The sequence below is a fragment of the Photorhabdus sp. RM71S genome (assembly GCF_042879355.1).
Taxonomy (GTDB): Bacteria; Pseudomonadota; Gammaproteobacteria; order Enterobacterales; family Enterobacteriaceae; genus Photorhabdus; species Photorhabdus kayaii.
In genome coordinates this window covers 37,708-60,847 of sequence record NZ_JBHFKV010000027.1, presented here as the reverse complement: position 1 = coordinate 60,847, position 23,140 = coordinate 37,708, and the positions used below count along the sequence as shown (strand labels likewise).

Sequence of the window (23,140 nt, the reverse complement as noted above, 5' to 3'; positions counted from 1 at the left end):
TGACTCTACAGTATTTTTAATTCAGGGACGGGGAAAGCTGTTAAAAATTCGTTTCCATTTTCACCAACAATTAGGGGGTCTTCAATGTGCAGCGCACCAAAACCAAACTCGTAATATGGTGTTTCTACAGATAAGACCATGCCTTCTTCAATAATAGTGTTGTCATGTGGTGATAAGATTGGATGTTCATAAGGTTCTAATCCTATACCATGTCCAACATGATGACGCCTGTATTCTCTAAATCCAGATTTGTGAACCGTTTCCATAACATGTTCAAAAACTTGTTTCCCTGTTACTCCTGGCCTAATAAAAGAGTACGCAGCTAACATGCCATTCCTGAGTGCTTCATAACGACGAAGTATTTCTGGGCTTACCTTCTCAATAGCATATACGCGAGCGATATCCGACCAATACCCTTCGTACACTGCATCTGAATCGAACCATAATATATCACCAGACCTTAAAGTAAGATTTTCCTTTTGTTTTCGTTGACCTCCTACTGCATGTCTTCCGGCCTTTATCATGGTTAGAGATGGTAGTGCCCCTTGACTTACTAGTGATTGATTAAACCATTTTGCTACGTCAAGTTCTGAAGTTCCATCGGTTACATTACTTACTACATGATGTATTGCAGATTCATTTATCCGTGCTGATAGAGACAAGAGTTCAATTTCATTTTTTGTTTTAAAATGCCTAACTTTACGAAAGCCCGATGAAATTTTTTCCCAAAATACTCTTGGAAATTCACTCTTAATATTTACAAAAATATCACTTTGCAATCCATCTTCGTCGTAGCCAATTTTATTTATATTTTTTCCATTAGCTAATTTCTTGATTAAAATAGCTAATGCTTCCGTTGCTGATATGATGGTTTTAGGAACAGTGCTATACTCCATCAAAACTATCTCATCTTGAGTCAGGCCACTTTTACCATCATACTCCCTATAGAAAAGTCCATACGGTTGCACATGCCCAATATTTGAAAAAGAATCAAGCACCTGGTCAATCTCACCAATTGAATGTACGATATTAACTTTTTCGGGTTCGTCTTTATGTAAAACTACATATGATTGTCCAAAATATGGATTCAACGTCTTTACCACCGGAGTAAAACCTCCGAAGTAACGGCAATTTTCTTTAGTAGAACCAATTATGATGTCCAAATCATTATTCTTAAATAATGAACTTAACTTTTCATAATTAAATGACATTTTTTATAATCCTTAAAGATTCAATGACCGCAGGGGCCATATATTCAGTTTCATCAAAACCAAACCATTTCACATCATTCACTTCATTACTAGGATGGACGAATCCTAGTTTGTCAGTTGTAAAGATAAGAAGGCTAACAATATCTTTATGATCATGATTAGGTCCGACTACTTCAGAGACAAATTTAATTTCTTGATAATTCAAATCCACCATTAACTCTTCTTTTATTTCTCTAATTAAAGCAGTTTCTGGCGATTCACCTTCATCAATCTTTCCTCCGGGAAAATACCAAGTTTCATTCTCTCTAACTCTGACTAGTAATATTTTATTATCTTGAGCGTAAGCTAGGCATGCACAACGAATCATTATATATCCCTTTTATTTTATTAAGATGCATGAATATATTTTCTTTCGGATAATTCAAATAGTGCATAGCAGCAATACGAATAGGATCACCGGCGTGATATTTTTCATAAACCATTTGCCGTTGTCCGAAACCGTCACCACTAACGTCCCATGCAAGATTTAGTAGAAAACATCTTTCACTAGCCTCCATAGATTTAGTTTTTAACGATTCACTGATGATATTTGCATTTTCATTACTAAAATCACCATGATGAGGAACTGCTAACATAGAACCCGCTGAAAGTGATTGGATGATATTCACCATACTTTGATACCATTTAGGAAAATGATATCTTACGGCCTGAATAGCATGGATACTTGGATTAGCAATATCATCTTCAATGCTAGAATCGTGTTCTGCTAAAAGTATCCCCCCACGCACTAACTCTAAACAGGAAGTCATTTCTCCTAACTGTTCACGTACATTCAAGAATCCAGTCAGTCCCATTTTCTCAGCTAATTCAATAGCTATACCAGTTAGCATTTCTGCCTTAGATAAGCCTCTAGCAATACCTTGATGACCGTTGTGGTTACGAATTTTAGTTTTATCATAGAAGCTATTGGATTTATCTACATCTCGATACACGAACACTTCATTCCAAGGAATGAAAACATTCTCAAAAATCATATAAGCATCAGATTCATCGAATAGATTTGATATGGGATGATCAAAAGTATTATAATCTTTATGTTGTAGCGGCTTCCGACATATAAGCTTAACCCCAGGCGCGCTGACGGGTACTGCAAAAGCTAACGCGAAATCTTCATCCCCTTTTACCAGCCCTGGCATGTTAAAGATCAATAACTCGTCAGCGATAGGTGCTAAAGTCACAATCATTTTCGCACCTGAAACAATGATTCCTTGGTCATTCTCTTTTATTACTTTTACACCACAGAAATTATTGTTTTGTAATCCTAATTGTATTCCACGATCCATCTGTGGATTAATAGCTCCATGACCAATAAAAAGATTATTATTGCGACACTTATCATAATAATTAATAGCATTATCTGAAAAATTCGTATGTGGGCAAGAACCCAATACTGCGGCGTTTTTAGCCATAGCAGCTAATGCACAGTTCATAAAATCCGGAGTCCTTCCCAACATACCGAAAGATAGATCAGCTACACGTTTATAACTAATTCTTTTTTTTATAAGATCATTGACATCTTTAGGTATTAAAGTACTTATATGGTATTTTTTATCATCTTCTGAATATGTAAAAACATCAGGTTCTTTTTCTTGAAGATCGTAATATTCAGAAATGCTATCTATAGCACCTTTAAATGTAGGTTCTTCGAGAATATCTGTAACCAACTTAGAATCAATGTAAACCTGTCTTTTATTTTTCAAACGACTTAAATAGTTTTCTTTAATCATAAAATGCCTCTATCTATTAATATTATAAACAATTAATTTTATTATCTGAAAAAATCCTGCTTTTGCCAACCCTATTTGATAAAAGAATATTATTAAATTCAGTAAAAAAAGACTTCCCACTTCCTATATAGAAATTAGAATTCATCAAATATTCTTCTCCAATAACATCAATAATAGATTTAAGAAATAAATCATCCCTTTCGTTATATCTTAAATTAAATTTTACTAGATTTATATTATTTGGTAATGAAGATAAAAAATCATTCGAAAAAGTGTCATCATCCTTTTCAGTTATTATTATTAGTAAATGATTTTTAGAATAAGTGTTTTTTTTAGTCCATTAACAATCCCATTTATATAAGCAACCCCATAATCGCATGAAATTAATACACTTCCAAATTCAGAATCACGAAAATATGCATCACCAAAAGGACCGGAGAGGAAAATTTCTTTCTTCGCCTTTAGTTTTTCTATTATTTTATATGATGGGGATTGTTTTTCGGTAAAGCTAATTAGAATTGATAATTCAGAGGAATCGTCTCCTTTTGGGGAGTGAGATACTACAGAAAAGAACCTTTCTGGACCATCTTTACAAGACAGTGATATGTATTGTCCAGGGATATGATTTAACGTATTTACAGATATTTTAGCAATACAACAATAAGGGCTAATATCTGTAATTACGGCGTTTGATATTTTATGTTTAACATTACTTATTTTAATAAAGCACACTTCTTAACACCTTAAAAAAATCATGTTAACATTCTAGTTAAAATTGATTTCCAAGTCAATAGCATAAAAATTTTTGGTGATGCATCCAAATACGGAAATTGATATTTGAAGAGCTAAAATTAACCGCTTCTGCAGGAATAGCCCCTGTTAAATTCCTGGCCAAGATCGCCTCAGACATCAATAAACCTGACGGGCAATTTGTAATTGTCCCTGAGCAAGTTGAACAATTTATTTTAAGTAATCAAGAAAAACTAATTGCATATTTATCACCATAACCGCCCAGTAATGTATTAAGTTCTTCTTCTATCGTCTCTTGAGTCTAGGTCATAAATCGTCGCCAGTGATATTTTGATGTGGTTCAATGATTTTGGACATCATTATAGAGGCGATATTCTCACTTCGACAATTCAACAGGTGACATAATGAAAAGAAGTTTCAGCAATTCAAAATGAAATTTAATTTCAATGGGTTTGATGTTGCACGATTGCTAAATATCACTTCAATTCAATTGCAATTTCTCATAATCGAAACACTCAATAATTACTACAGATCAGCAGACTACACATTACAGATTCAGCATGTTCCAACTGAGAATGCGAGTAGCGGTAAAAAACACTCTGAAAATCTGAGAAAAGGTGCCTTAGAAAAAGCGAGGCTGATTTTTGAGTTACAGGCAGATCCCAAAAGCCAGTTCCCTGCCCCACCGGATTTCTATATAAAGTATTTTCAGTTGGTAGCACCGCCACTTGATACATGGTTCGATATCATTCTTTTTGATGAAGCACAGGATGCTAACCTTGTGACTAAAGCGTTGCTGGATAAGTGCCAGTGCAAACGGATTTTTGTTGGTGACACCCATCAGATGATAAACCGTTGGCGTGGTGCTAATGACGCTCTGGATGCGCCTGTATCGGCGTAATAGATGTTCAAAGATTTGCCTGGGATTTACCTCGATGGATATTAGAAAAACTCTATCAACTCCTTAGCAAAAATTGACGAAAGATCACAATATGCTTGCTTTCCACACAATGATTCTGTGGGAGTAGGCTATGATAATACGGTGATATTGTTGAAAATCTGCTTATATGTAGTTTTAAATTCTGGAAAATATCCTCCAGAGAGTCAGATTTATTGAGCTTTTTTGAGGATTCAAATAAGGACTCAAATGTGGAAAAAACTCAACAAAAGAGCCGAAGAGCTTTTCTCAGCCAAACGGGTAAATTCACTACCGCTTGTGCGGCGGTTTCCTTGACCGGGGGGATCGTGCAGGCTATACCATCAACAACCACTGCCGCTAATACATCATTGATGCAGACTACCCTTATTGATAGCCATTACTATCTGAGAGATGTGCTATTGGAGGATGGGTTTGAATATAATGGCGATATTGTGATTGGCACACGTACCGCATTATATACATTGGAAATCAAAGATGGTCGGATCGCTGCAATCCATGCTGCGAGTGTGCTACTAAATACGCATTTGCCATGCTATCAAGCGCAGGGACAGCTGTTGTTGCCTACTTTCCGTGATATGCACATTCATCTAGATAAGACTTACTACGGTGGTCCGTGGCAGGCACCGTTACCCCGCCAGGGTAAAACCATTATAGATATGATCGCTCAGGAACAAACTCTGATCCCCAAACTACTGCCTACTTCACAGCAACGAGCGGAGGGTTTGATCGCTCTGTTGCAATCCAAGGGCAGTACGGTAGCCCGTAGCCATTGTAATATTGATCCGGTTAGTGGTTTGAAGAGTCTGGAGCATTTGCAGTATGCGTTAGATAATCACCGTGATGATTTCAGTTGTGAAATTGTTGCTTTTCCTCAGCACGGTTTGCTGCACTCCAAAGTGGAGGGACTGATGCGTGAGGCGATGCAAATGGGGGTACAGTATGTTGGTGGGTTGGACCCTACTAGCGTGGATGCTGCGATGGAAAAATCACTGGATACTATGTTCCAGATTGCACTCGATAATAACGCTGGTGTGGATATTCATCTGCATGAGGTAAGCCCAGCGGGTGTTGCTGCTATCAACTATATGATTGATACGGTGGAGAAGATATCTGCTTTGCGTGGTAAGGTCACAATCAGCCACGCCTTCGCCCTGACCACATTGGATGAGGAGAAACTAACAGAAACCGCTTCCCGTTTGGCGGAGCAGCAAATCACGATAGCTTCCACCGTGCCTATTGGTAGCTTGATGATGCCGTTGCCGCAACTCATGGCTAAAGGGGTATTTATTATGACGGGTACTGATAGTGTGATTGATCACTGGTCGCCGTTTGGCACGGGTGATATGTTGGAAAAGGCTAATTTTTACGCGCAGTTGTACCGTGGCTCAGATGAATTTCATCTTTCCCGCGCTATGGCTATTGCTACTGGCGGTGTGTTGCCGCTTAATGACCAGGGGCAGCGTATTTGGCCGCGGGTAGGTGATAAGGCGGAATTTGTCTTGGTGGCAGCTAGTTGCTCTGCTGAGGCCGTGGCACGTTTGCCTGCCCGTCAGGCGACGTTCCATCAGGGGCGCTTGGTGGCCGGTGCTGTAATCAGGTCTTGATCCAAAAGAAGTACAATCGGTTAATTATTCCCTTATCAATAGTTGTTTTTGGTCTTCTGCCTATGTTTCGGGAGTTTTCACATGACTGAGCGCAGGCGGAAGTGACTTAACGTTCCATATTCAGCCATTCGACAATAAAATCAGCTACCTGTTCAGGTTGATTGATATTCAATTGTGGCAAAATAGTCTCCAATTTTTCATCACTGGCAACAGCAATCACATGTTGATCAAGAAGATCGCTTAATCGGTGGTTAAGAGTGTTGCGGTATAGAACGATCTTGTTGATTGGCTCATCTTTAAAACCTTCCACTAGAATCAAATCCAGTAAATTTAGATCAAAACGGCTGGCAAGATAGTTCAAATCTACTTTCATCAAATCTGGCGTTTCTGTCATTAACGCCCAGCGTTGCTGGTTGGCAACCAGAGTTTGCTCTGCACCGGCTTTGCGCAGTTCATAACTGTCTTTGCCCGGTTTATCCACATCCACATCGTGATGGGTGTGTTTTATCAGACCAACCCGGATTTGCTGTTGACGTAATAGTGGAATCACTTGTTTGAGCAGTGTGGTTTTTCCTGTTCCGCTATAGGCTGTAATACCTAGTAGCGGAAGCGATTTGGTACTCATTTTTTGATCTCCTGTATATGCTCCCAATGTCGGCAATCTTCCGGTGTATTCAGATTAGTAAAGACGATGGGATTATCATCAAATTGAACGGCTATCGCTCTGATCTTATGCATAAACAGTATTAATTTGCGATCACCGTTAGCCAAATAATTCTCTAATTGAGAAGTCAGACTGCGGTGTAGTAAAGCGATGGTAGGGTGAGTCCGGTAGCCATCATTTACATAGGCTGCCAATGCTTGCTGTTTTCCCTGCCATAAGCGAATGACTAAATCAGTAGGGAGATCTGGTACATCACAAGGAACAAATATAACCCAATCGTAACTAGCTGATTTTAGGACTGTCAGTATGCCTGAAAGGGGGCCAGAGAAGTCTGGTGTTAAATCTGGAACAATTTGATAACCACTTTGTCTGTAAATATCCAGATTGCGGTTCGCGTTGATAATTAATTCATCTACTTGTGGAAATAGCTTATCCGCAATATGTTGGTACAGTGGTTTTTTATTTAAAAAAATTAACCCTTTATCATTGCCGCCCATACGGGTGGCGCGGCCTCCAGCAAGGATTGCGCCGCTTATTTTTGGTTGCATAATGTTCAAGTTATCAACTGAGGTAGTTTATTACCACTAATAATAACTTCTTTTCAGCTTGGTTATTTGGGTTCAACTGAGCATTTTTAAAATAAGCTCACCAGATAATTTGCTGATAAAAGGGTCATCTTTACGCTTATTGACAGAGCAATCCTTTCTCTATGTGGTCATCCCTGTTAATTTGTATAGCCGTTATTACAGATTAATCAAGAGAATAGAATGTGCTAACAAACCAGTCTGCTTTTAATTTCCGGGAATTAACACCGGATTTGATTATGGATGCATTGGTGCAGACCGGGCTGTATGTCGATTCCGGGCTGACAGAGTTAAACAGTTATGAGAACCGTGTTTATCAGTTTATAGACGAAGATCGTAAACGTTATGTTGTGAAATTTTACCGGCCACTACGTTGGGATCTGCAGCAGATTCAGGAAGAGCATGATTTTGCTTTGGCGCTACAACAAGCTGATTTACCTGTTGTGGCACCTTTGGTATTTAATAAGCAAACTTTACTGACTTTTAAAGATTTCTTTTTTGCCGTTTTTCCAAGCATCGGTGGGCGTCAGTATGAATCCGATAATCTCTTTCAATTAGAAGATGTAGGGCGTTTGCTAGGGAGAATTCATCAGATTGGCTGCCGGCAGAAATTCACTTCTCGCCCAACTATCGGGTTAAATGAGTATCTGCATCAACCACGACAGGATTTGGCTGCATGTGAGTTGGTTCCTGCGGGACAGAGAAGGCGATTTTTGGCGGTATTGGATGATTTGATAAATGCCGTAGTATCAAATTGGCGCGATGATTGGCAAATATTAAGGCTTCATGGTGACTGCCATCCGGGTAATATCTTGTGGCGTGACGAAGCTTGGTTTGTTGACCTTGATGATGCGCGTAACGGCCCAGCAATTCAGGATTTATGGATGTTGCTTCATGGCTCTCGTCAGGAACAGCTATTGCAGTTAGATACACTGCTGGAAGCCTATAGTGAATTTGCAGATTTTGATCCGAAGGAATTGCCATTGATAGAACCATTGCGTGCTATGCGAATGATCTACTATTTGGCATGGGTTACCCGACGTTGGCAGGATCCTGCTTTCCCTAAGGCATTTCCTTGGATGACAGATACCGATTTTTGGTTAAAACAGACGTCGCTTTTTTCTGAACAGATTAAGCTGTTACAGGGATCACCTTTGCAGCTTAACCCAATGTATTAATGTTTATCATGGAGATAGTTATGAAGAAGTTTTGGTTAGCTTTAGTCGGAATGGTGATGGCATTTAGCGTATCTGCTGCCAATTTTACCGAAGGAAAACAGTATGTTGAATTGAAATCGCCGGTAGCGGATCAACCGCCGGTGCTAGAATTCTTCTCTTTCTATTGTCCCCATTGTTATCAGTTTGAAGAGACTTTTAAAGTTCCTCAGACGGTGAAGCAGCATTTACCGGAAGGGACAAAACTTGTTCGTTATCATGTGGATTTTTTAGGGCCACTGGGTAAAGAATTGACTACTGCTTGGGCTGCGGCAATGGCAATGGGTGTTGAAGACAAAGTGACCCCGGTACTGTTTGAGGGTATTCAGAAAACACTGGCTATTAAGACTCCGAATGATATTCGCAATGCTTTTATCAAAGCCGGAGTGACGGCTGAGGATTATGATGCTGCCATGAGTAGTTTCGTGGTGAAATCTTTAGTTGTTAAGCAGCAAAAAGCCGCTCAGGATTTGCAACTGCGAGGTGTACCGGCAATGTTTGTTAACGGCAAGTATATGGTGAAAAATGACGGTATTGATGCCACTTCTGCTGATAACTATGCGAAATCCTACTCAGACGTTGTTAACTTCTTGTTAAACCAGAAGTAATACTTTGACATCTAAGAGGGTATCTCCCCCATCTTCGCACTTCGTGACTCGGGAGGGGGGATTCCCCTTAGTGGGCGACAGTCTGATTGCTCAGGTGCTGAATTCCTGCTTTTGCCAGTTTTCGTCACAAAATACAGGCGGAAAATATTCAGTGAAGTGATTTGGAGTCACTCATTAGGTAACATTCGGCTAATGATAGCTTTGAATGTATTCCCCTCCCTATTATCAATCAATTCAATATCTGGGTATGCTTTGATTGCACGTTTAATACCACTTCCCAAGCCTCTATATGGCAATACCTTAGAAGCAAATGAAGCCAAGATTGGGTTGCGAATATTTGAGTTCCCCATCTTGATGTTCTCAATGGTTAAATTATTGGGTAAATGGCCGGGGCTAATAATTTCAATCCGATCTGCAAAAACCAGCACTTTAACGGGGGCTGACACAAAGTAATCGCGATGAATAAGCGCATTGGAAATCAGTTCTTCTAAAACAATCCTCGGGATTTCAGGCTCGCCAAGTGAGTTAAAGCTTTGCTTATTTTGAATATGTCGGATATTTGCCAATACAAACCCCAGCACCTTTTGGAACACATCCGACAGCTTGCCATTGATATCTTGACTATCAATATAGTGCTCATCTTCAATATCCACGCCGGGGAAGGCAACAGCCTTTACGATAAAAACAGGAAGGCGAATCTGAGGCCGCGATGCAAACAACAAAGTACCACAAATATTCAATTGACCATTTTTAGCCAAATTCATATTCTCTAAAAGCTGAGAGCGAGATACACCTTGTTCCTCAACCCTCTCGCCGTATTCCCCCTCAAAAAACGAATCAAAGAACTCTTGATCGATGTCGGCTACTGACGTACCACTTACCGGTGTCTCATCTGCATGAATCAGTGCCGCCTCCTGAAACATTCGCTGCAACTCTTCGCGAGCGGTCACCCTTCGCTTATCAGAACCATTTTTCACCCAAACATAGCCCTGAGTATCCATATAAGGTTTACTGATGCCTTGCTCTATATGTACTGCAATGACTAGGCCATCGGGGAGTTGAATGTTTTCCGTAACAGGATTTATTGGGGGGCAAACATTATTTGTAGCAGCATTCGCTATGACTTGATTAATTCGACCGATATCTTCTCTCGTCAATCCAGATCGAGACCCATCGCCATTGTTAACACCAATGAGAATTAAGCCTCCAGTACCATTGGAAAACGCTACCATTTCGGCACCCAACGAAGATGCATTGTTGACGTCTGCTTTAAATTGATGACGGCTATCTTCATCACGTGCAATTATTGCTAAGAGCTCTTGGGTTTCCATGCTTCATATACCTGTTTACGTTTCTCGAAGGCTTCTGCGCCACCTTCCATAATACCGATTATACGCTGCTGAACATCCGCGCAGTCAATGCTGCCACTGACAATATCAATATGATCATCCTGATATTCACAGGCGATGACCTGCTCAGCATCGCCTAACACTGGAATGTTGGCGTTATGAGTGGCAAAGACGAACTGCGTTTTTGGCTTTAACTCACGAATGAGTTTGATAACATCGTCATAGATAGTCTGGTTATCCAAGTCGTCTTCTGGCTGATCGATGATCACAACATCATTTTCTTGTTGGCTTAGAACAAACAGTATTAATGCAGATGCGCGCTGCCCTAATGAATGATGAGCCAGAGCCTTACCATGGTATTCAATAGTGAAAACATTCGGCACCTGCCAAGTCAGCAAAGCGTCTAGATTATCTTCAAAATACTGCCAAAAGGAATCGAATGAACCACCAACCAGCAATTTCAACTTATCCTTTTCTCGCCATGCCGCACCAAAATCGCTGAACTCATCCACCACTGTTTGCAATGTAGCCTCTCGAATATGGCTGCCGCGGTACAAATCCTGAATATGCTTGAGCATGGCCGCTTTGTTATCTTTAAATTTCGGCACAATTTTTAACGGCGAATCCACTCGATTGATTTTATTCAGCACTTGCTCAATAGCGCAGTATTCTTCAAGCCAAAGGCCATTCAGTTGAACCAACTCCCGCTCAACTCCTTGATTCAACTCCGCATATTGCTGCTCACTCTTGTCCAATACAGACAGCATTTGCTCAGCCTGATCGAGCAGACTTTTAAGCTGCTTAAACTCTTGCGGACTGATTGCTTGTGCACCCGCTTGTTGAAATTCACTGGCTAACTTGCGCTCGATTTCCGCAAATTCTTCTTTCAGCGCTTGTTTTTGTTGTTGAAAGCCCGTCAACTTTTGCTGCAATTGCTGAACTGTCGCTTGGTCACTTCCAGCCACTTGCTTAATTCCATCAAAGCCAGTGAGCAACTGTTGATAGACCGCAAAAAAGTCATCAAAAAAAGGCTGATTCTGTGCTGACTTATACAGAATTTGGTTTTTCAGTTCATCTTCAAAGCTGGCAATAAAGCTATTTAGCTCAGTCAGATAATGCTGCGCCCCTTGGATCACCTGCTGCGCTTTGCGCTCATCTCGATCAAAGTCAATCTGCTTTTGCAGTTTGGCTTCTACGCCGTGTTGCTGGTAAAACCTTAACTTAAATTCAACATCCTGCTTTTTTTGCTGCCACTCTTGTTTCTGCAAGGCAGCACGGGTTAAACGTTTCATCTGACCAATAATATCTACTACGCGCTGACGACCTTGCTCTATCTTTTGGCGAACAGAAATTAAAGCTTCCCCAACCAGCTTTTCAATTAGGTCTTTTTCAAATCCAGCGCCAGTGCTTGACAAGTCTTTTTGACCAAAGTAAATGGGTTGATGTAGGACGGTTTCTCGAATCGACACACCCGGCTGTAATTGCCCGTTAGCATATACATCAGGGCGTTCACCTAATATACGGCGTATCTGGTAAGGCTGGCCTCGCCGGTCAATCGCGTCGATAGTGATCTTCCCGCCACTACATAGTAGGTGCTTTACTAAACCTTCTTTGTATTCAACGTCAGAGGACTTATCGCCAAACGGGATATTCAGGGCATAGCGAATGCCTTCCAATACGGAAGATTTGCCACTGCCACGAATGCCAATCAGAGTATTCAGTTCCGGAGATAGACAGATTTCAGTGCCACCCAAGGTACCCACACCTTCAAAACTGATTTTACGAATAAACGAATGGCGATAGTTAGGTAGCTTAGCTTGTACGCGGGATCTCTTATCCCGCAGGGCAAATTTTACAGCCTCAAAGCTGAACGCACCGAGTTTGAGATAACTGGCTTCATTTCTGGCCGACATATCGGCAAGGTTCTTGGCATCGCAACCTTCCACTTCGGCAGGATATAAGTCACCCAATGCTTGTTGGATTTTAGAGCGCTCATCTCGGGTGCGAACCTTTTGGAATGCCAAAGCTCTGCATCGAACAGAAGTATTGTCGAAAAGTTCTTTTATCCGACCCGGCGATAAACCACCCCATAAACCGTTGGGTGCTTCCACATGAGCAAAAACTAAAAAGTAGTCTTTGTGATAATCATCCAAAATTTGGATGGTTTTAAGAATATCGTGATTCGAACGTGCATTTTCCTGCTCAAAATTAGCTTTCCCGGCAAAGACCATATTGAGAAAGTCCTGAATATAGTTTTTTTGCTCCTTGTTGCTTATCCACTTATCGGAAAACACTACTAGGGTATGCACACCCGCTAGCCCATCTTTTACCGAAAGCTCGATACCGGGCAGCAGACCAATGCCGGATTTTTTGGCCTTTTTGCGCAAACTCTGAAATTCGAGCATATCGAATTTGTTATGGTTGGTAATCATACCAAGGCCAATACCGGCATCTTTTAGCGAATGTACGTATTGATTTACGTAGTCGTTATCTGCACCCGTGTATTTGAACTCTTTATCCGTACGGGTATGGAGGTGAAAATCCGTCTTGAGCCACCGGCTGCCATATTCAAAAGTGTCGTCACTCATTAATACCCCCTTCCAAAAATATTTTGTTAAAGAAGATTCGTGTCAAAACCAGCAGCTTTAAGATGAGGGATCAGATTACGCATTTTACTAAACTCCACGCCGAAGCTTGGGTGAAGACTTACACCTTCACAAAACTCCCTCGCTGTAATGTGTTTTAATTCGTCGGCATGCTTGAGCATTTGCAAATGTAACTCAACCGTAAACTGGTTTCTTGGCGCTTTGTCAAAAGCAAGCTTTATGCGTCTGTAAATCTCGTTTTCATTCATATTTAACACTACTAATGTGCTTATATAAAGGACATAAAAAAGCAAGAATTGACATTGAAATCGAACAACTTCTGGTAAGACATAAAGTAAGTTACATCACAAACGGCCTACCCACCAACTATTACACAAATGAGCATAGAAACTGAAATCATAAGATACTGTCTTTCCAGCCTCAGGTTGAGTCATCAAAACCAGGCCGATTGTAGTGGAATGATCATTCAGGACGTCAGCAGAAACGAAAACGAGAAAGCACACCGGCCATTCTGGCGGGCTTATCACTGTTGCTAAACACATTACAACTGTCGGCGGGAATCCCCCTTCCCTTGGAAGAAAAGATGACACTGAAATAGAATGACATAAGCATGTGCCGGAGTGAGAACCTTTGGCATAATGCGTGTCAGAAAGACTTTTTTGTAAGACAAACTCGGGTTATATCCACAACTCTGTGATCTATAAGGCAATATGACAGTTTAATGACTAAGATTATAAGTCATTGATTTTTTACCTGAGGTTGATAAGTTTTTTTTATCAACGATCGATACCTAAATAAAACTTGTAATATCTATACACAAAGTTATCCACAGAATTTATAGCAGGATGTGAATATCTGAATCGGGTTTCAGCAAAGAAAATTCACATAAAATTCGTTTCCTACTGCTTGCTGTGGCATCCTATTTCCTTATCACACCCGTAACAGATACAGATAATAAAGAAGATTTATGGCTCAGATAGCAGACAATCCCCTGATTTTGGTTGATGGCTCCTCATACCTTTATCGTGCTTATCATGCTTTCCCTCCGCTGACGAATAGCGCAGGAGAGCCGACCGGAGCAATGTATGGTGTATTGAATATGCTACGCAGCTTGATAATGCAGTACAAACCAAGCCATGTAGCGGTGATATTTGATGCTAAAGGCAAAACTTTTCGTGATGAGTTGTTCGCTGAGTATAAGTCTCATCGTCCTCCTATGCCGGATGATCTGCGTACTCAAATAGAACCGCTACATCAGATGGTTGAAGCTATGGGATTACCATTGCTGGTGGTGCCAGGAGTAGAAGCTGATGATGTTATCGGAACTTTGGCGTTACAGGCAGAAAAAGAGGGGCGTACGGTACTTATCAGCACTGGCGATAAAGATATGGCGCAACTGGTCACGCCAAATATCACGCTTATTAATACCATGAATAACACCATCTTGGGGCCGGAAGACGTCGTTGAAAAGTATGGTGTGCCGCCAGATCTGATTATCGATTTTCTGGCATTGATGGGAGACTCTTCTGACAATATTCCTGGCGTACCTGGGGTGGGAGAAAAAACCGCACTGGGATTACTGCAAGGGATTGGTGGCATGGATGATATCTTTGCCAATTTGGATAAAATTGCCGGGCTCAGTTTCCGTGGGGCGAAAACGCTGGCGGATAAGATGGTGCAGCATAAAGATGTCGCTTATCTCTCCTATAAACTGGCAACTATCAAAACAGATGTTGAGTTGGATAAAACCTGTGTTGCTTTGTCAGTCAAAGAGCCTGATACGGAGAAATTGCATCAGTTGTTTTCTCGTTATGAGTTCAAACGCTGGTTAAGTGATGTGGCAAACGGCGATTGGCTGGCAGAGAAAGGCAAAAAACCGGTATCCACTGGTAATGATGAATCATCTCCGACGGAAGATAAATCTGTTGCGGCCACACTCTCTTCTGATAATTATCAGACTATTCTTGATCAGCAAGGCTTTGATGAGTGGATTGAAAAGTTGAAAAAAGCGCCTGTTTTTGCTTTTGATACCGAAACTGACAGCCTTGATACTTTGACTGCTAATTTGGTGGGGGTGTCATTTGCAATTTCTGCCGGCGATGCGGCTTATCTACCTCTAGGCCATGACTATCTGGGGGCGCCTGAACAACTTGACAGAGAAGTTGTGTTGGCTGCATTAAAACCGCTACTTGAAGATAGTAACCTGTTGAAAATTGGTCAGAATATTAAGTTTGATCGTGGCGTATTGGCGCGTTACGGCATTGAACTGCAAGGCATTGCTTACGATACCATGCTGGAATCTTACGTACTAAATAGCGTTGCAGGTATGGGTCGGCATGATATGGATAGTTTGGCTGAGCGTCATCTGAATCATAAGACCACGACTTTTGAAGAGATTGCTGGTAAAGGTAAAAATCAACTCACTTTTAATCAGGTCCCGGTAGAGCAGGCCGCAATGTACGCCGCAGAAGATGCAGATGTCACTTTATTGCTGCATCAGGTTATGTGGCCGCAATTGGAGAAAGCGCCGACGCTAGAAAAGGTATTTCTGAATACAGAAATGCCACTGGTCATGGTGCTTTCCCGTATGGAACGTACAGGTGTGCTAATTGATGCAAATATTTTGGCTGAGCATTCAAAAGAGATCACCGCCCGTCTGGATGAGTTGGAAAAAGAAGCACACGAATTGGCAGGTGAGGTTTTCAATCTGGCTTCGCCAAAACAGTTACAGACGATATTGTTTGAAAAATTGCAATTGCCGGTGGTAAAGAAAACGCCAAATGGTGCGCCATCCACTAATGAAGAAGTATTGGAAGAGTTGGCAGATACCCATGCATTGCCGAAAGTGATCTTAGAGCATCGTGGGCTGGCAAAATTGAAATCCACTTACACCGATAAATTACCACAGATGGTCCATCCGCTGACCAAACGGGTGCATACTTCTTATCACCAAGCGGTAACGGCAACCGGGCGTCTCTCTTCACGTGATCCTAATTTGCAAAATATTCCTGTCCGTAATGAAGAGGGCCGCCGCATTCGTCAGGCATTTGTGGCACCTGAAAGTTACCGGATTATGGCCGCTGACTATTCTCAGATTGAGTTGCGGATTATGGCCCATTTATCTCAAGATCAAGGGTTGTTGAAAGCTTTTGCTGAGGGGCAAGACATTCACCGGGCAACGGCGGCGGAAGTCTTTGGTTTGCCACTGGAACAGGTAACCAGTGAGCAGCGCCGTAGTGCTAAGGCGATTAACTTTGGTTTGATCTATGGTATGAGTGCATTTGGTCTTTCCCGTCAGTTAGGTATTCCTCGCGGTGAAGCTCAACGCTATATGGATCTCTATTTTGAGCGCTATCCGGGGGTATTGGCGTATATGGAGCGTACTCGTAAACAAGCGGAAGAACAGGGTTACGTTGAAACGCTGGATGGCCGTCGTCTTTATCTGTCAGATATCAAATCTCGCAATGCCATGCGCCGTAAGGCAGCAGAACGTGAAGCTATTAATGCGCCAATGCAGGGAACCGCGGCGGATATCATCAAAAAAGCAATGATTGCGGTGGATGATTGGATTGTCAGTGAAGAACCGAAAGTTCGTATGATTATGCAGGTTCACGATGAGCTGGTATTTGAAGTCCATGAATCACAACTTGAATATGCAGAACAGAAAATTCGTGAATTAATGGAGAAGAGTATGGTGTTTGATGTCCCGTTGAAAGTGGATGTAGGTATCGGTGACAATTGGGATCAGGCACACTGATATGCCAGCTTAATAAGCGATGGGCTGAGTTAATACAGTTAAAAACATCAGTAACTGCGTTGGGACATGGGTTCTTCCTGATGCCAACGCAGTATGTTAAGGCTTTCCTCTTTTTGACGACCTAACATGTTAAGTGACTATAAGCCATGTGCAATGATCCATTAGTCATATTCACCATGCGCTACAAAATCTCCTCCTCCCCAGCCTACTCTCTTACCGTTTGCTCGCAAGGCTGAAAAACTACGGGATGTTGACGTCAGGCTGATAACGTCTTTTAAGTTAGCAATTTCAGGTGGAATTTTTCCTCCATTGTATATATCTCCCCAGGCGACGATGCTACGGTCTGCTCGTAGGGCTGCAAAGGCATCACTTGATGAACTTAAGCTGATGACATTCTGTACCTTAGCTGCGTCATATTCAACTCGTTCAATACTCGCTATTACTCCCCAAGTGACCACGCTACGATTTGTTCGCAGGGCTGTGAAAGCTGAGCCTGTTGTGATGAGGTCAGCGATATCGTTTAATGCAGCAATTTCTGGTGGGATTGGTGTGTCTCCCCAAGCGACAATACTACGGTTTGCTCGTAGAGCTATAAATGTGCCGGCTGAAGCAGTCAAGCGAATAATATCCTGTAGTTGGGCAATGGCAGGCGGAACCGTGCCGCTCCTGCTTGCATCTCCCCAGGCAACGACGCTGCGGTTTGCCCGTATGGCTGCGAATGCAGTACCTGTTTGACTCAGGCTAACGATATCTTGTAATTGAGCAATGGCTGGTGGAACTTGACCGCCAAACAGTGAGTATCCCCAAGCAACCACACTGCGGTTTGCCCGTAAGGCCGCGAAGGTTGAGTACATGTCGTTTTTGCCAAGCACACTGACGATGTCCTGTAGTTGGGTAATCTCGGGTGGGAGTACTCCAGCTAAACGCCCCCAAGCAACTATGCTGCGGTTTGCCCGCAGAGCCAAGAAAGCATTACCTGATGCAGTTATACTGACAATGTCCTGTAATTGGGCAACTTCTGGTGTAACTTGGCCACCATAGCGATTATCTCCCCAAGCAACTACGCTACCATTTGCTCGCAGAGCTGAGAAGGCGTTAGCCGTTGAACTCAGGCTAACAATATCCTTTAGTTGAGCAATGTCGGGAGGAAGTTGTCCACCGTTAACTGAATTTCCCCAGGCAACCACGCTGCGATCTGCTCGTAAAGCCGCGAATGCATATTGTGTTGAACTCAGGCTAACGATATCTCGTAATATAGCAATGTCAGGTGGAACTTGACCGCCAAGATGTGGAAGTCCCCAGGTAATTACACTGCCATTCTGCAATAACATAGCGGTTGCTCCAATGGTGGATACGAGGGCTATATTATTGCTGCAATAGACATTTTCTTCCCATTCTAATAGAGAGTTACTATTGTTACTTATACCTAATGAAGCATTATCATGCTGGTTCATTATTATTCTCCTGGTTAAGGTCGTATCGGATTTATTCTTATTCATAAGGCGCTTATACGAAAAACCATGCCCATTGAGAGGGAGTGTAACAGTTATTTTACTCTTACTAAGTAATATTATTAGTTAAATAAATTTTTTGTATTCACTTGTACCGATTTGTTGTTCATGTAATGCATATTAGATCCAGATCGCATAAATATGTAATTAAACTACATTTAATGTTGTCAAAATGAGCAAAACTCTTGGCTGAATCGAGATAATTTCTGAAAATAAATTACAAAAAGGCTTTTTCTAATAAATAAAATAGGGTAGAGTTATTGGCGTAGGGTACAGAGGTAAGATGTTCTATCTTTCAGACCTTTTACTTCACGTAATCGGATTTAGCTGAATATTAGCTGCCCCAGTCAATTTTGACTGGGGCATTTTTTTCATCTGAATTTAATTGGTGGGAATGAAAAAGACTGTATTAACTATGGTTTTCAACTTGAACGGCTTTCTGGCTGAACCATATATCCAGTTTTTGTTGTAGTTTATCGATACCGATTTTTTTCGGGGCTGAGAAATATTCCACTTGAATATCCCCATTCAGCGCGAGTAAGGTGTCACGAACCTTATTCAGTTGACTTTTACGGGCACCAGATGCCAGTTTGTCGGCTTTAGTCAATAACACCATAACCGGTACTTGCATTGCGACTGCCCATTGGATCATCTGCTGATCAAGATCTTTCAATGGGTGACGGATATCCATCAGTACGACCAGCCCGATCAGGCATTCACGTTTTTGTAGATATTCACCCAATGCTTTTTGCCATTTGCGTTTCATCTCTTCTGGTACTTCGGCATAGCCATAACCCGGTAAGTCAACCAGGCTAATACCTTCTTCTACTTCGAATAAATTGATGAGTTGAGTTCGGCCAGGCGTTTTACTGGTACGGGCGAGGCTTTTCTGTTTCGTCAGAGCATTCAGAGCGCTAGATTTACCTGCATTTGAGCGACCGGCAAACGCGACTTCAATGCCCATATCTTGAGGCAGATGGCGAATATCAGGTGCGCTCGTGATAAAACGGGTCATATGATAGTTGTGGTTTTTGATGGTCAAAATGATTATCTCCCTGAGAAATGCGCCGAATATATGGCAAAGAAGATTATACCGATAGCCACTGTTGGTTGACAGGATTAAAAATAATGACATATTTCTGATGGGTTGAACTAAGCTTGCTATTTTGTTACTGATGACGCTCGGTTTATGAAATAAAATCTAACCTGTTATTGAAAGGATACATTTTTCTTCAAAGCACCAGTCGATTGATAGCGTAAATGTAGGTAAATATTAAGCACGATGTTGAAGAGATTATTAGAATTAATTCAGTTTGTGTTGTTGACCTTAATAATATAGGAACCCAGAATGTTTAAACGTATTTTAGTAGCACTTGTAACTGCATGCTCTCTGAGCGCAATGGCGCCTCTGGCTTTGGCGGTGGGAGAAATCCACGTGAAGCTGACAACAACGGAGGGTAATATTGAACTGGAATTAAATAATCAGAAAGCTCCAATTACAACGAAAAACTTTATTGAATACGTCAATGAGGGTTATTACAACAATACAATCTTCCATCGGGTAATCCCTGGATTTATGGTGCAGGGTGGTGGTTTTACCAAAGATTTGCAGCAAAAAGCGACTAAAGCTGCTATTAAAAATGAGGCAGATAATGGACTGCGTAATTTACGCGGAACTATCTCTATGGCACGTACCGCTGATAAAGACAGCGCCACCAGCCAATTTTTTATTAATGTAGCGGATAATGCTTTCCTTGATCACGGTCAGCGTGACTTTGGCTATGCAGTATTTGGTAAAGTCGTAAAAGGTATGGATGTTGTAGATAAAATTTCTCAAGTCAAAACGGAAAATGTTGGTCCATATCAGAATGTACCGGTTAAACCTGTTGCCATTCTGTCTGCGGAGATTATTCTTTAATTTTTTCTATTACTTTGGCTGTGGCAGTTTCCGGTCTTCCGGTTAACTCTCATCAGATTAACAAACTGGCCTGCATTAAATGGAGGCCAGTTTCACTGTCATTCATACATCTTTTGGGTAAATTCTTTATTTACTTCGGTTCGTGGATAATATCTGTCTTTGTAACATTTCCTCTCTTTACTCTCACAATGTATGCCGTTACTTAAAGTGTAAGATGAAAAGTCGATATCTTTTCCATCACCAAACTCTTTTTTCAGGTGTTTTGCCGCTCTTTTCCCTAAATACCTTTCGGTTAATTTTAGCGATAGCCCTTTTTGATCAGAGCAATATTTTCCTTTTTTATCACAAACCATCCCTTTTTCCGGGAAGAAAATGTTAGCAGTTTTAGTAACAGCCAGCGTGGAGAAGGACAGTAAAAAAAGAGATGCTATAATCAGTTTTGTCTTCATAACAATTACCTTTACTTATTGAATATCAAAATAGAGCATATGTTTTGTAGGGTATGAGAGTAAGTTGATTAAGGAAAAAACAGCCATTGATTTTGTTGTACTATGCTACAAATATTGATGTGCTATGATAGCCGCCCCGTTGTCGCGAGGCCGTTTTATCTGGAGCCAGTTGTGCAGGATAAACAAATTGCAGGAGTGGCAGGGCAACAAATACAGCGATAAAAATGAGTAGGATAGACTCCTATGTTACTAATAATAGATAACTATGATTCTTTTACATATAACTTATATCAATATTTTTGTGAATTGGGTACAGATGTTTTAGTTAAGCGTAATGATGAACTGCAACTTGAAGATATTGAGAGATTGATGCCTACTCATCTGGTGATTTCCCCTGGCCCTTGTACCCCAAATGAAGCAGGAATTTCTCTGGCTGCGATTTCTCATTTTTCGGATAAGTTGCCGATTCTTGGTGTTTGTCTTGGACATCAGGCAATTGGGCAGGCGTTTGGTGCCAGCGTGGTAAAAGCCAGGGAAGTGATGCATGGAAAAACTTCTGCTATTCACCATAATCAGCAAGGTGTGTTCAAAGGGCTTAACCGGCCATTAACCGCGACTCGTTACCATTCATTGGTGATTGCCGCAGAGACATTACCAGCCTCATTTGAAGTCACCGCATGGAGCCAGCATAACGGCAATGTCGATGAAATTATGGGCATTCGTCATCGCACTCTACCGCTGGAAGGGGTGCAGTTCCACCCTGAAAGTATTCTCAGTGAGCAAGGTCACCAGTTGCTGAGCAACTTTCTGAGATATTAACCAGATACCGATAATTTCTTCATTTATCCATCTTTTTCATTTGCCCATCTTTGATTTTTTATGCATATTCAGTGATTATAATTTCATTTTTGAATGGCGTGTATATAGAAAACGGGTGGGAAAATGAAGGAGCATACCGCAGTAGATAGAAACGCATACGATCAAGTTATGTTGCCAATTTATTCACCAGCGCAGTTTATTCCGGTGACAGGGCAAGGTAGTCGTGTATGGGATCAGCAAGGGAAAGAGTATATTGATTTTGCGGGAGGGATTGCTGTTGTAGCTTTGGGCCATTGTCATCCTGCGTTAGTGGATGTTTTGAAGCAGCAGGGGGAGAAACTTTGGCATATCAGTAACATTTTTACCAATGAACCGGCTTTGATTTTGGCGCAGAAACTGATTGATGCGACTTTTGCTGAGCGGGTATTTTTTGCCAACTCAGGAGCAGAAGCGAATGAAGCGGCATTTAAACTGGCTCGCCACTATGCCATTACGCGTCACAGTCCCTATAAAACCAAAATTATCGCATTTCATCAGGGTTTTCATGGTCGCACCTTATTTACTGTCTCCGTGGGTGGTCAGCCAAAATATGCTGATGGTTTTGGGCCAAAACCCGCGGATATTATTCATGTGCCTTTTAATGACTTAGATGCAGTGAAGGCTGTCATAGATGACCATACTTGTGCTGTTGTATTGGAGCCTGTACAGGGAGAAGGGGGAGTCACGCCGGCAGCACCGGCATTTATTCGTGGGTTGCGTGAGCTTTGCGATAAGCATCAGGTGCTGTTGGTGTTTGATGAAGTGCAAAGTGGGATGGGACGTACCGGTAAGCTATTTTTTTATATGTATTATGATGTTACGCCGGACATCATTACCACAGCAAAAGCATTGGGAAATGGCTTCCCTATTAGCGCTATGCTGACGACAGAGAATATTGCTTCAGCGATGACGCCGGGAACTCACGGTACAACTTACGGCGGTAATCCGTTGGCTTGTGCAGTTGCAAATGCTGCTTTTGATATTATTAATACACCAACAGTTCTGGAGGGAGTTGAGAAACGTCATAATTTGATGATGAATTTTCTGAATGATATCAATCAGAAACATTCGATATTTGGTGAAATCCGAGGAAAGGGTTTGCTGATTGGTGCAGAACTCAAAGCACCATATCAAGGAAAAGCCAAAGATATTCTGCAACTGGCGGCTGAAAATGGCTTAATGTTGTTGAGTGCGGGTGGTGATGTATTGCGTTTCACGCCTTCGTTGATTATTAGTGAAGAAGAGATTGCTCAAGGAATGGAGCGGTTAGAGCAGGCAATTAACCGTTGGTGTAATTAAATATAAGAGAAATCAGCGCAGGATTATGCGC

The 23,140-nt window shown here is 41.5% G+C and carries 20 protein-coding genes and 1 pseudogene; 9 read left to right on the top strand and 12 right to left on the bottom strand.

What is annotated here, in order from left to right; genetic code table 11:
- Nucleotides 1-5: 5 nt before the first annotated feature.
- From ACGF5R_RS14900 to ACGF5R_RS14885, 4 genes are all read right to left on the bottom strand, one after another.
- Complete coding sequence (locus ACGF5R_RS14900; RefSeq protein WP_387691466.1) at nt 6-1,211, bottom strand: M24 family metallopeptidase; 1,206 nt, start codon at nt 1,209-1,211, stop codon at nt 6-8.
- Nucleotides 1,201-1,578, bottom strand: a complete 378-nt coding sequence (locus ACGF5R_RS14895; protein WP_387691464.1) for an NUDIX domain-containing protein — start codon at nt 1,576-1,578, stop codon at nt 1,201-1,203. Before ACGF5R_RS14895 ends, ACGF5R_RS14900 begins: the two co-directional genes overlap by 11 nt.
- Nucleotides 1,541-2,998, bottom strand: a complete 1,458-nt coding sequence (locus tag ACGF5R_RS14890) for a 4-hydroxyphenylacetate 3-hydroxylase family protein (protein ID WP_387691462.1) — start codon at nt 2,996-2,998, stop codon at nt 1,541-1,543. Before ACGF5R_RS14890 ends, ACGF5R_RS14895 begins: the two co-directional genes overlap by 38 nt.
- Nucleotides 2,999-3,298: 300 nt before the next feature.
- Nucleotides 3,299-3,730 carry a hypothetical protein gene (locus tag ACGF5R_RS14885; RefSeq protein ID WP_387691460.1) on the bottom strand — a complete coding sequence of 144 codons (432 nt, stop codon included), beginning with the start codon at nt 3,728-3,730 and terminating at the stop codon, nt 3,299-3,301.
- Nucleotides 3,731-3,816: 86 nt separating this feature from the next.
- Between ACGF5R_RS14885 and ACGF5R_RS14880 the strand changes: the two are divergent.
- From ACGF5R_RS14880 to ACGF5R_RS14870, 3 genes and pseudogenes are all read left to right on the top strand, one after another.
- Nucleotides 3,817-3,966: pseudogene (locus ACGF5R_RS14880) on the top strand (DNA polymerase IV); the annotation flags it as partial.
- Nucleotides 3,967-4,178: 212 nt separating this feature from the next.
- Nucleotides 4,179-4,649: a UvrD-helicase domain-containing protein gene (locus tag ACGF5R_RS14875; protein WP_387691458.1), complete on the top strand. Its 471-nt coding sequence runs from the start codon at nt 4,179-4,181 to the stop codon at nt 4,647-4,649.
- Between the two features lie 248 nt (nt 4,650-4,897).
- Entirely contained in the window at nt 4,898-6,292 is a 1,395-nt protein-coding gene (locus ACGF5R_RS14870) for an amidohydrolase family protein (protein ID WP_387691456.1), read from the top strand.
- A gap of 106 nt (nt 6,293-6,398) precedes the next feature.
- Here the strand turns inward: ACGF5R_RS14870 and mobB are convergent, their stop codons facing one another.
- Nucleotides 6,399-6,917: a molybdopterin-guanine dinucleotide biosynthesis protein MobB gene (gene mobB / locus ACGF5R_RS14865; protein WP_387691454.1), complete on the bottom strand. Its 519-nt coding sequence runs from the start codon at nt 6,915-6,917 to the stop codon at nt 6,399-6,401.
- Nucleotides 6,914-7,504, bottom strand: coding sequence for a molybdenum cofactor guanylyltransferase MobA (gene mobA / locus ACGF5R_RS14860; protein ID WP_387691453.1), 591 nt, complete (start codon nt 7,502-7,504; stop codon nt 6,914-6,916). The genes mobB and mobA overlap by 4 nt, the downstream gene beginning before the upstream one ends.
- A 221-nt stretch (nt 7,505-7,725) precedes the next feature.
- Between mobA and ACGF5R_RS14855 the strand changes: the two genes are divergently transcribed.
- Nucleotides 7,726-8,718, top strand: a complete 993-nt coding sequence (locus tag ACGF5R_RS14855) for a serine/threonine protein kinase (protein ID WP_387691451.1) — start codon at nt 7,726-7,728, stop codon at nt 8,716-8,718.
- 20 nt (nt 8,719-8,738) lie between these two features.
- Complete coding sequence (gene dsbA, locus ACGF5R_RS14850) at nt 8,739-9,362, top strand: thiol:disulfide interchange protein DsbA (RefSeq protein ID WP_387691449.1); 624 nt, start codon at nt 8,739-8,741, stop codon at nt 9,360-9,362.
- A 167-nt stretch (nt 9,363-9,529) separates the two neighbouring features.
- On the opposite strand, the gene ACGF5R_RS14845 is transcribed toward dsbA, so the two are convergent.
- From ACGF5R_RS14845 to ACGF5R_RS14835, 3 genes are read right to left on the bottom strand one after another with little or no spacing between them, the layout of a single operon-like run.
- Entirely contained in the window at nt 9,530-10,693 is a 1,164-nt protein-coding gene (locus tag ACGF5R_RS14845; RefSeq protein ID WP_387691447.1) for an RNA-binding domain-containing protein, read from the bottom strand.
- Entirely contained in the window at nt 10,672-13,299 is a 2,628-nt protein-coding gene (locus ACGF5R_RS14840; RefSeq protein WP_387691446.1) for a TrlF family AAA-like ATPase, read from the bottom strand. Before ACGF5R_RS14840 ends, ACGF5R_RS14845 begins: the two co-directional genes overlap by 22 nt.
- 26 nt (nt 13,300-13,325) lie before the next feature.
- Nucleotides 13,326-13,565, bottom strand: a complete 240-nt coding sequence (locus tag ACGF5R_RS14835; protein WP_387691444.1) for a transcription factor — start codon at nt 13,563-13,565, stop codon at nt 13,326-13,328.
- 719 nt (nt 13,566-14,284) lie between these two features.
- Between ACGF5R_RS14835 and polA the strand changes: the two genes are divergently transcribed.
- Nucleotides 14,285-17,074 carry a DNA polymerase I gene (gene polA / locus ACGF5R_RS14830; RefSeq protein WP_262981555.1) on the top strand — a complete coding sequence of 930 codons (2,790 nt, stop codon included), beginning with the start codon at nt 14,285-14,287 and terminating at the stop codon, nt 17,072-17,074.
- 161 nt (nt 17,075-17,235) lie between these two features.
- Here the strand turns inward: polA and ACGF5R_RS14825 are convergent, their stop codons facing one another.
- Both ACGF5R_RS14825 and yihA read right to left on the bottom strand, forming a co-directional pair.
- On the bottom strand, nt 17,236-18,528 hold the full coding sequence (locus tag ACGF5R_RS14825) for an RCC1 domain-containing protein (protein WP_387691442.1): 1,293 nt from the start codon (nt 18,526-18,528) through the stop codon (nt 17,236-17,238).
- Nucleotides 18,529-18,994: 466 nt separating this feature from the next.
- Nucleotides 18,995-19,627 (bottom strand): ribosome biogenesis GTP-binding protein YihA/YsxC, encoded by a 633-nt coding sequence (gene yihA / locus ACGF5R_RS14820; protein WP_112878135.1) that lies wholly within the window; start codon nt 19,625-19,627, stop codon nt 18,995-18,997.
- 306 nt (nt 19,628-19,933) lie between these two features.
- Here yihA and ppiA point away from each other — a divergent pair, with 306 nt between their 5' ends.
- Complete coding sequence (gene ppiA / locus ACGF5R_RS14815; RefSeq protein WP_112878134.1) at nt 19,934-20,503, top strand: peptidylprolyl isomerase A; 570 nt, start codon at nt 19,934-19,936, stop codon at nt 20,501-20,503.
- A 98-nt stretch (nt 20,504-20,601) separates the two neighbouring features.
- Here ppiA and ACGF5R_RS14810 read toward each other — a convergent pair whose 3' ends face one another.
- Entirely contained in the window at nt 20,602-20,952 is a 351-nt protein-coding gene (locus ACGF5R_RS14810) for a YcgJ family protein (protein ID WP_387691441.1), read from the bottom strand.
- A 243-nt stretch (nt 20,953-21,195) separates the two neighbouring features.
- Here ACGF5R_RS14810 and ACGF5R_RS14805 point away from each other — a divergent pair, with 243 nt between their 5' ends.
- Both ACGF5R_RS14805 and ACGF5R_RS14800 read left to right on the top strand, forming a co-directional pair.
- Nucleotides 21,196-21,771, top strand: coding sequence for an aminodeoxychorismate synthase component II (locus ACGF5R_RS14805; protein WP_040149023.1), 576 nt, complete (start codon nt 21,196-21,198; stop codon nt 21,769-21,771).
- Nucleotides 21,772-21,894: 123 nt separating this feature from the next.
- A complete protein-coding gene (locus ACGF5R_RS14800) occupies nt 21,895-23,109 on the top strand; it encodes an aspartate aminotransferase family protein (protein ID WP_387691438.1) in 1,215 nt (404 codons plus the stop codon).
- The last annotated feature ends 31 nt before the right edge of the window (nt 23,110-23,140 follow it).

Coding starts and splice junctions, on each gene's coding strand:
- mobA (WP_387691453.1), bottom strand. CDS start 7,504: ATGCAACCAAAAATAAGCGGCGCAATCCTTGCTGGAGGCCGCGCCACC.
- ppiA (WP_112878134.1), top strand. CDS start 19,934: ATGTTTAAACGTATTTTAGTAGCACTTGTAACTGCATGCTCTCTGAGC.
- ACGF5R_RS14835 (WP_387691444.1), bottom strand. CDS start 13,565: ATGAATGAAAACGAGATTTACAGACGCATAAAGCTTGCTTTTGACAAA.
- ACGF5R_RS14890 (WP_387691462.1), bottom strand. CDS start 2,998: ATGATTAAAGAAAACTATTTAAGTCGTTTGAAAAATAAAAGACAGGTT.
- ACGF5R_RS14825 (WP_387691442.1), bottom strand. CDS start 18,528: ATGAACCAGCATGATAATGCTTCATTAGGTATAAGTAACAATAGTAAC.
- ACGF5R_RS14845 (WP_387691447.1), bottom strand. CDS start 10,693: ATGGAAACCCAAGAGCTCTTAGCAATAATTGCACGTGATGAAGATAGC.
- ACGF5R_RS14900 (WP_387691466.1), bottom strand. CDS start 1,211: ATGTCATTTAATTATGAAAAGTTAAGTTCATTATTTAAGAATAATGAT.
- ACGF5R_RS14810 (WP_387691441.1), bottom strand. CDS start 20,952: ATGAAGACAAAACTGATTATAGCATCTCTTTTTTTACTGTCCTTCTCC.
- ACGF5R_RS14800 (WP_387691438.1), top strand. CDS start 21,895: ATGAAGGAGCATACCGCAGTAGATAGAAACGCATACGATCAAGTTATG.
- dsbA (WP_387691449.1), top strand. CDS start 8,739: ATGAAGAAGTTTTGGTTAGCTTTAGTCGGAATGGTGATGGCATTTAGC.
- ACGF5R_RS14875 (WP_387691458.1), top strand. CDS start 4,179: ATGAAATTTAATTTCAATGGGTTTGATGTTGCACGATTGCTAAATATC.
- ACGF5R_RS14805 (WP_040149023.1), top strand. CDS start 21,196: ATGTTACTAATAATAGATAACTATGATTCTTTTACATATAACTTATAT.
- ACGF5R_RS14840 (WP_387691446.1), bottom strand. CDS start 13,299: ATGAGTGACGACACTTTTGAATATGGCAGCCGGTGGCTCAAGACGGAT.
- mobB (WP_387691454.1), bottom strand. CDS start 6,917: ATGAGTACCAAATCGCTTCCGCTACTAGGTATTACAGCCTATAGCGGA.
- ACGF5R_RS14895 (WP_387691464.1), bottom strand. CDS start 1,578: ATGATTCGTTGTGCATGCCTAGCTTACGCTCAAGATAATAAAATATTA.
- polA (WP_262981555.1), top strand. CDS start 14,285: ATGGCTCAGATAGCAGACAATCCCCTGATTTTGGTTGATGGCTCCTCA.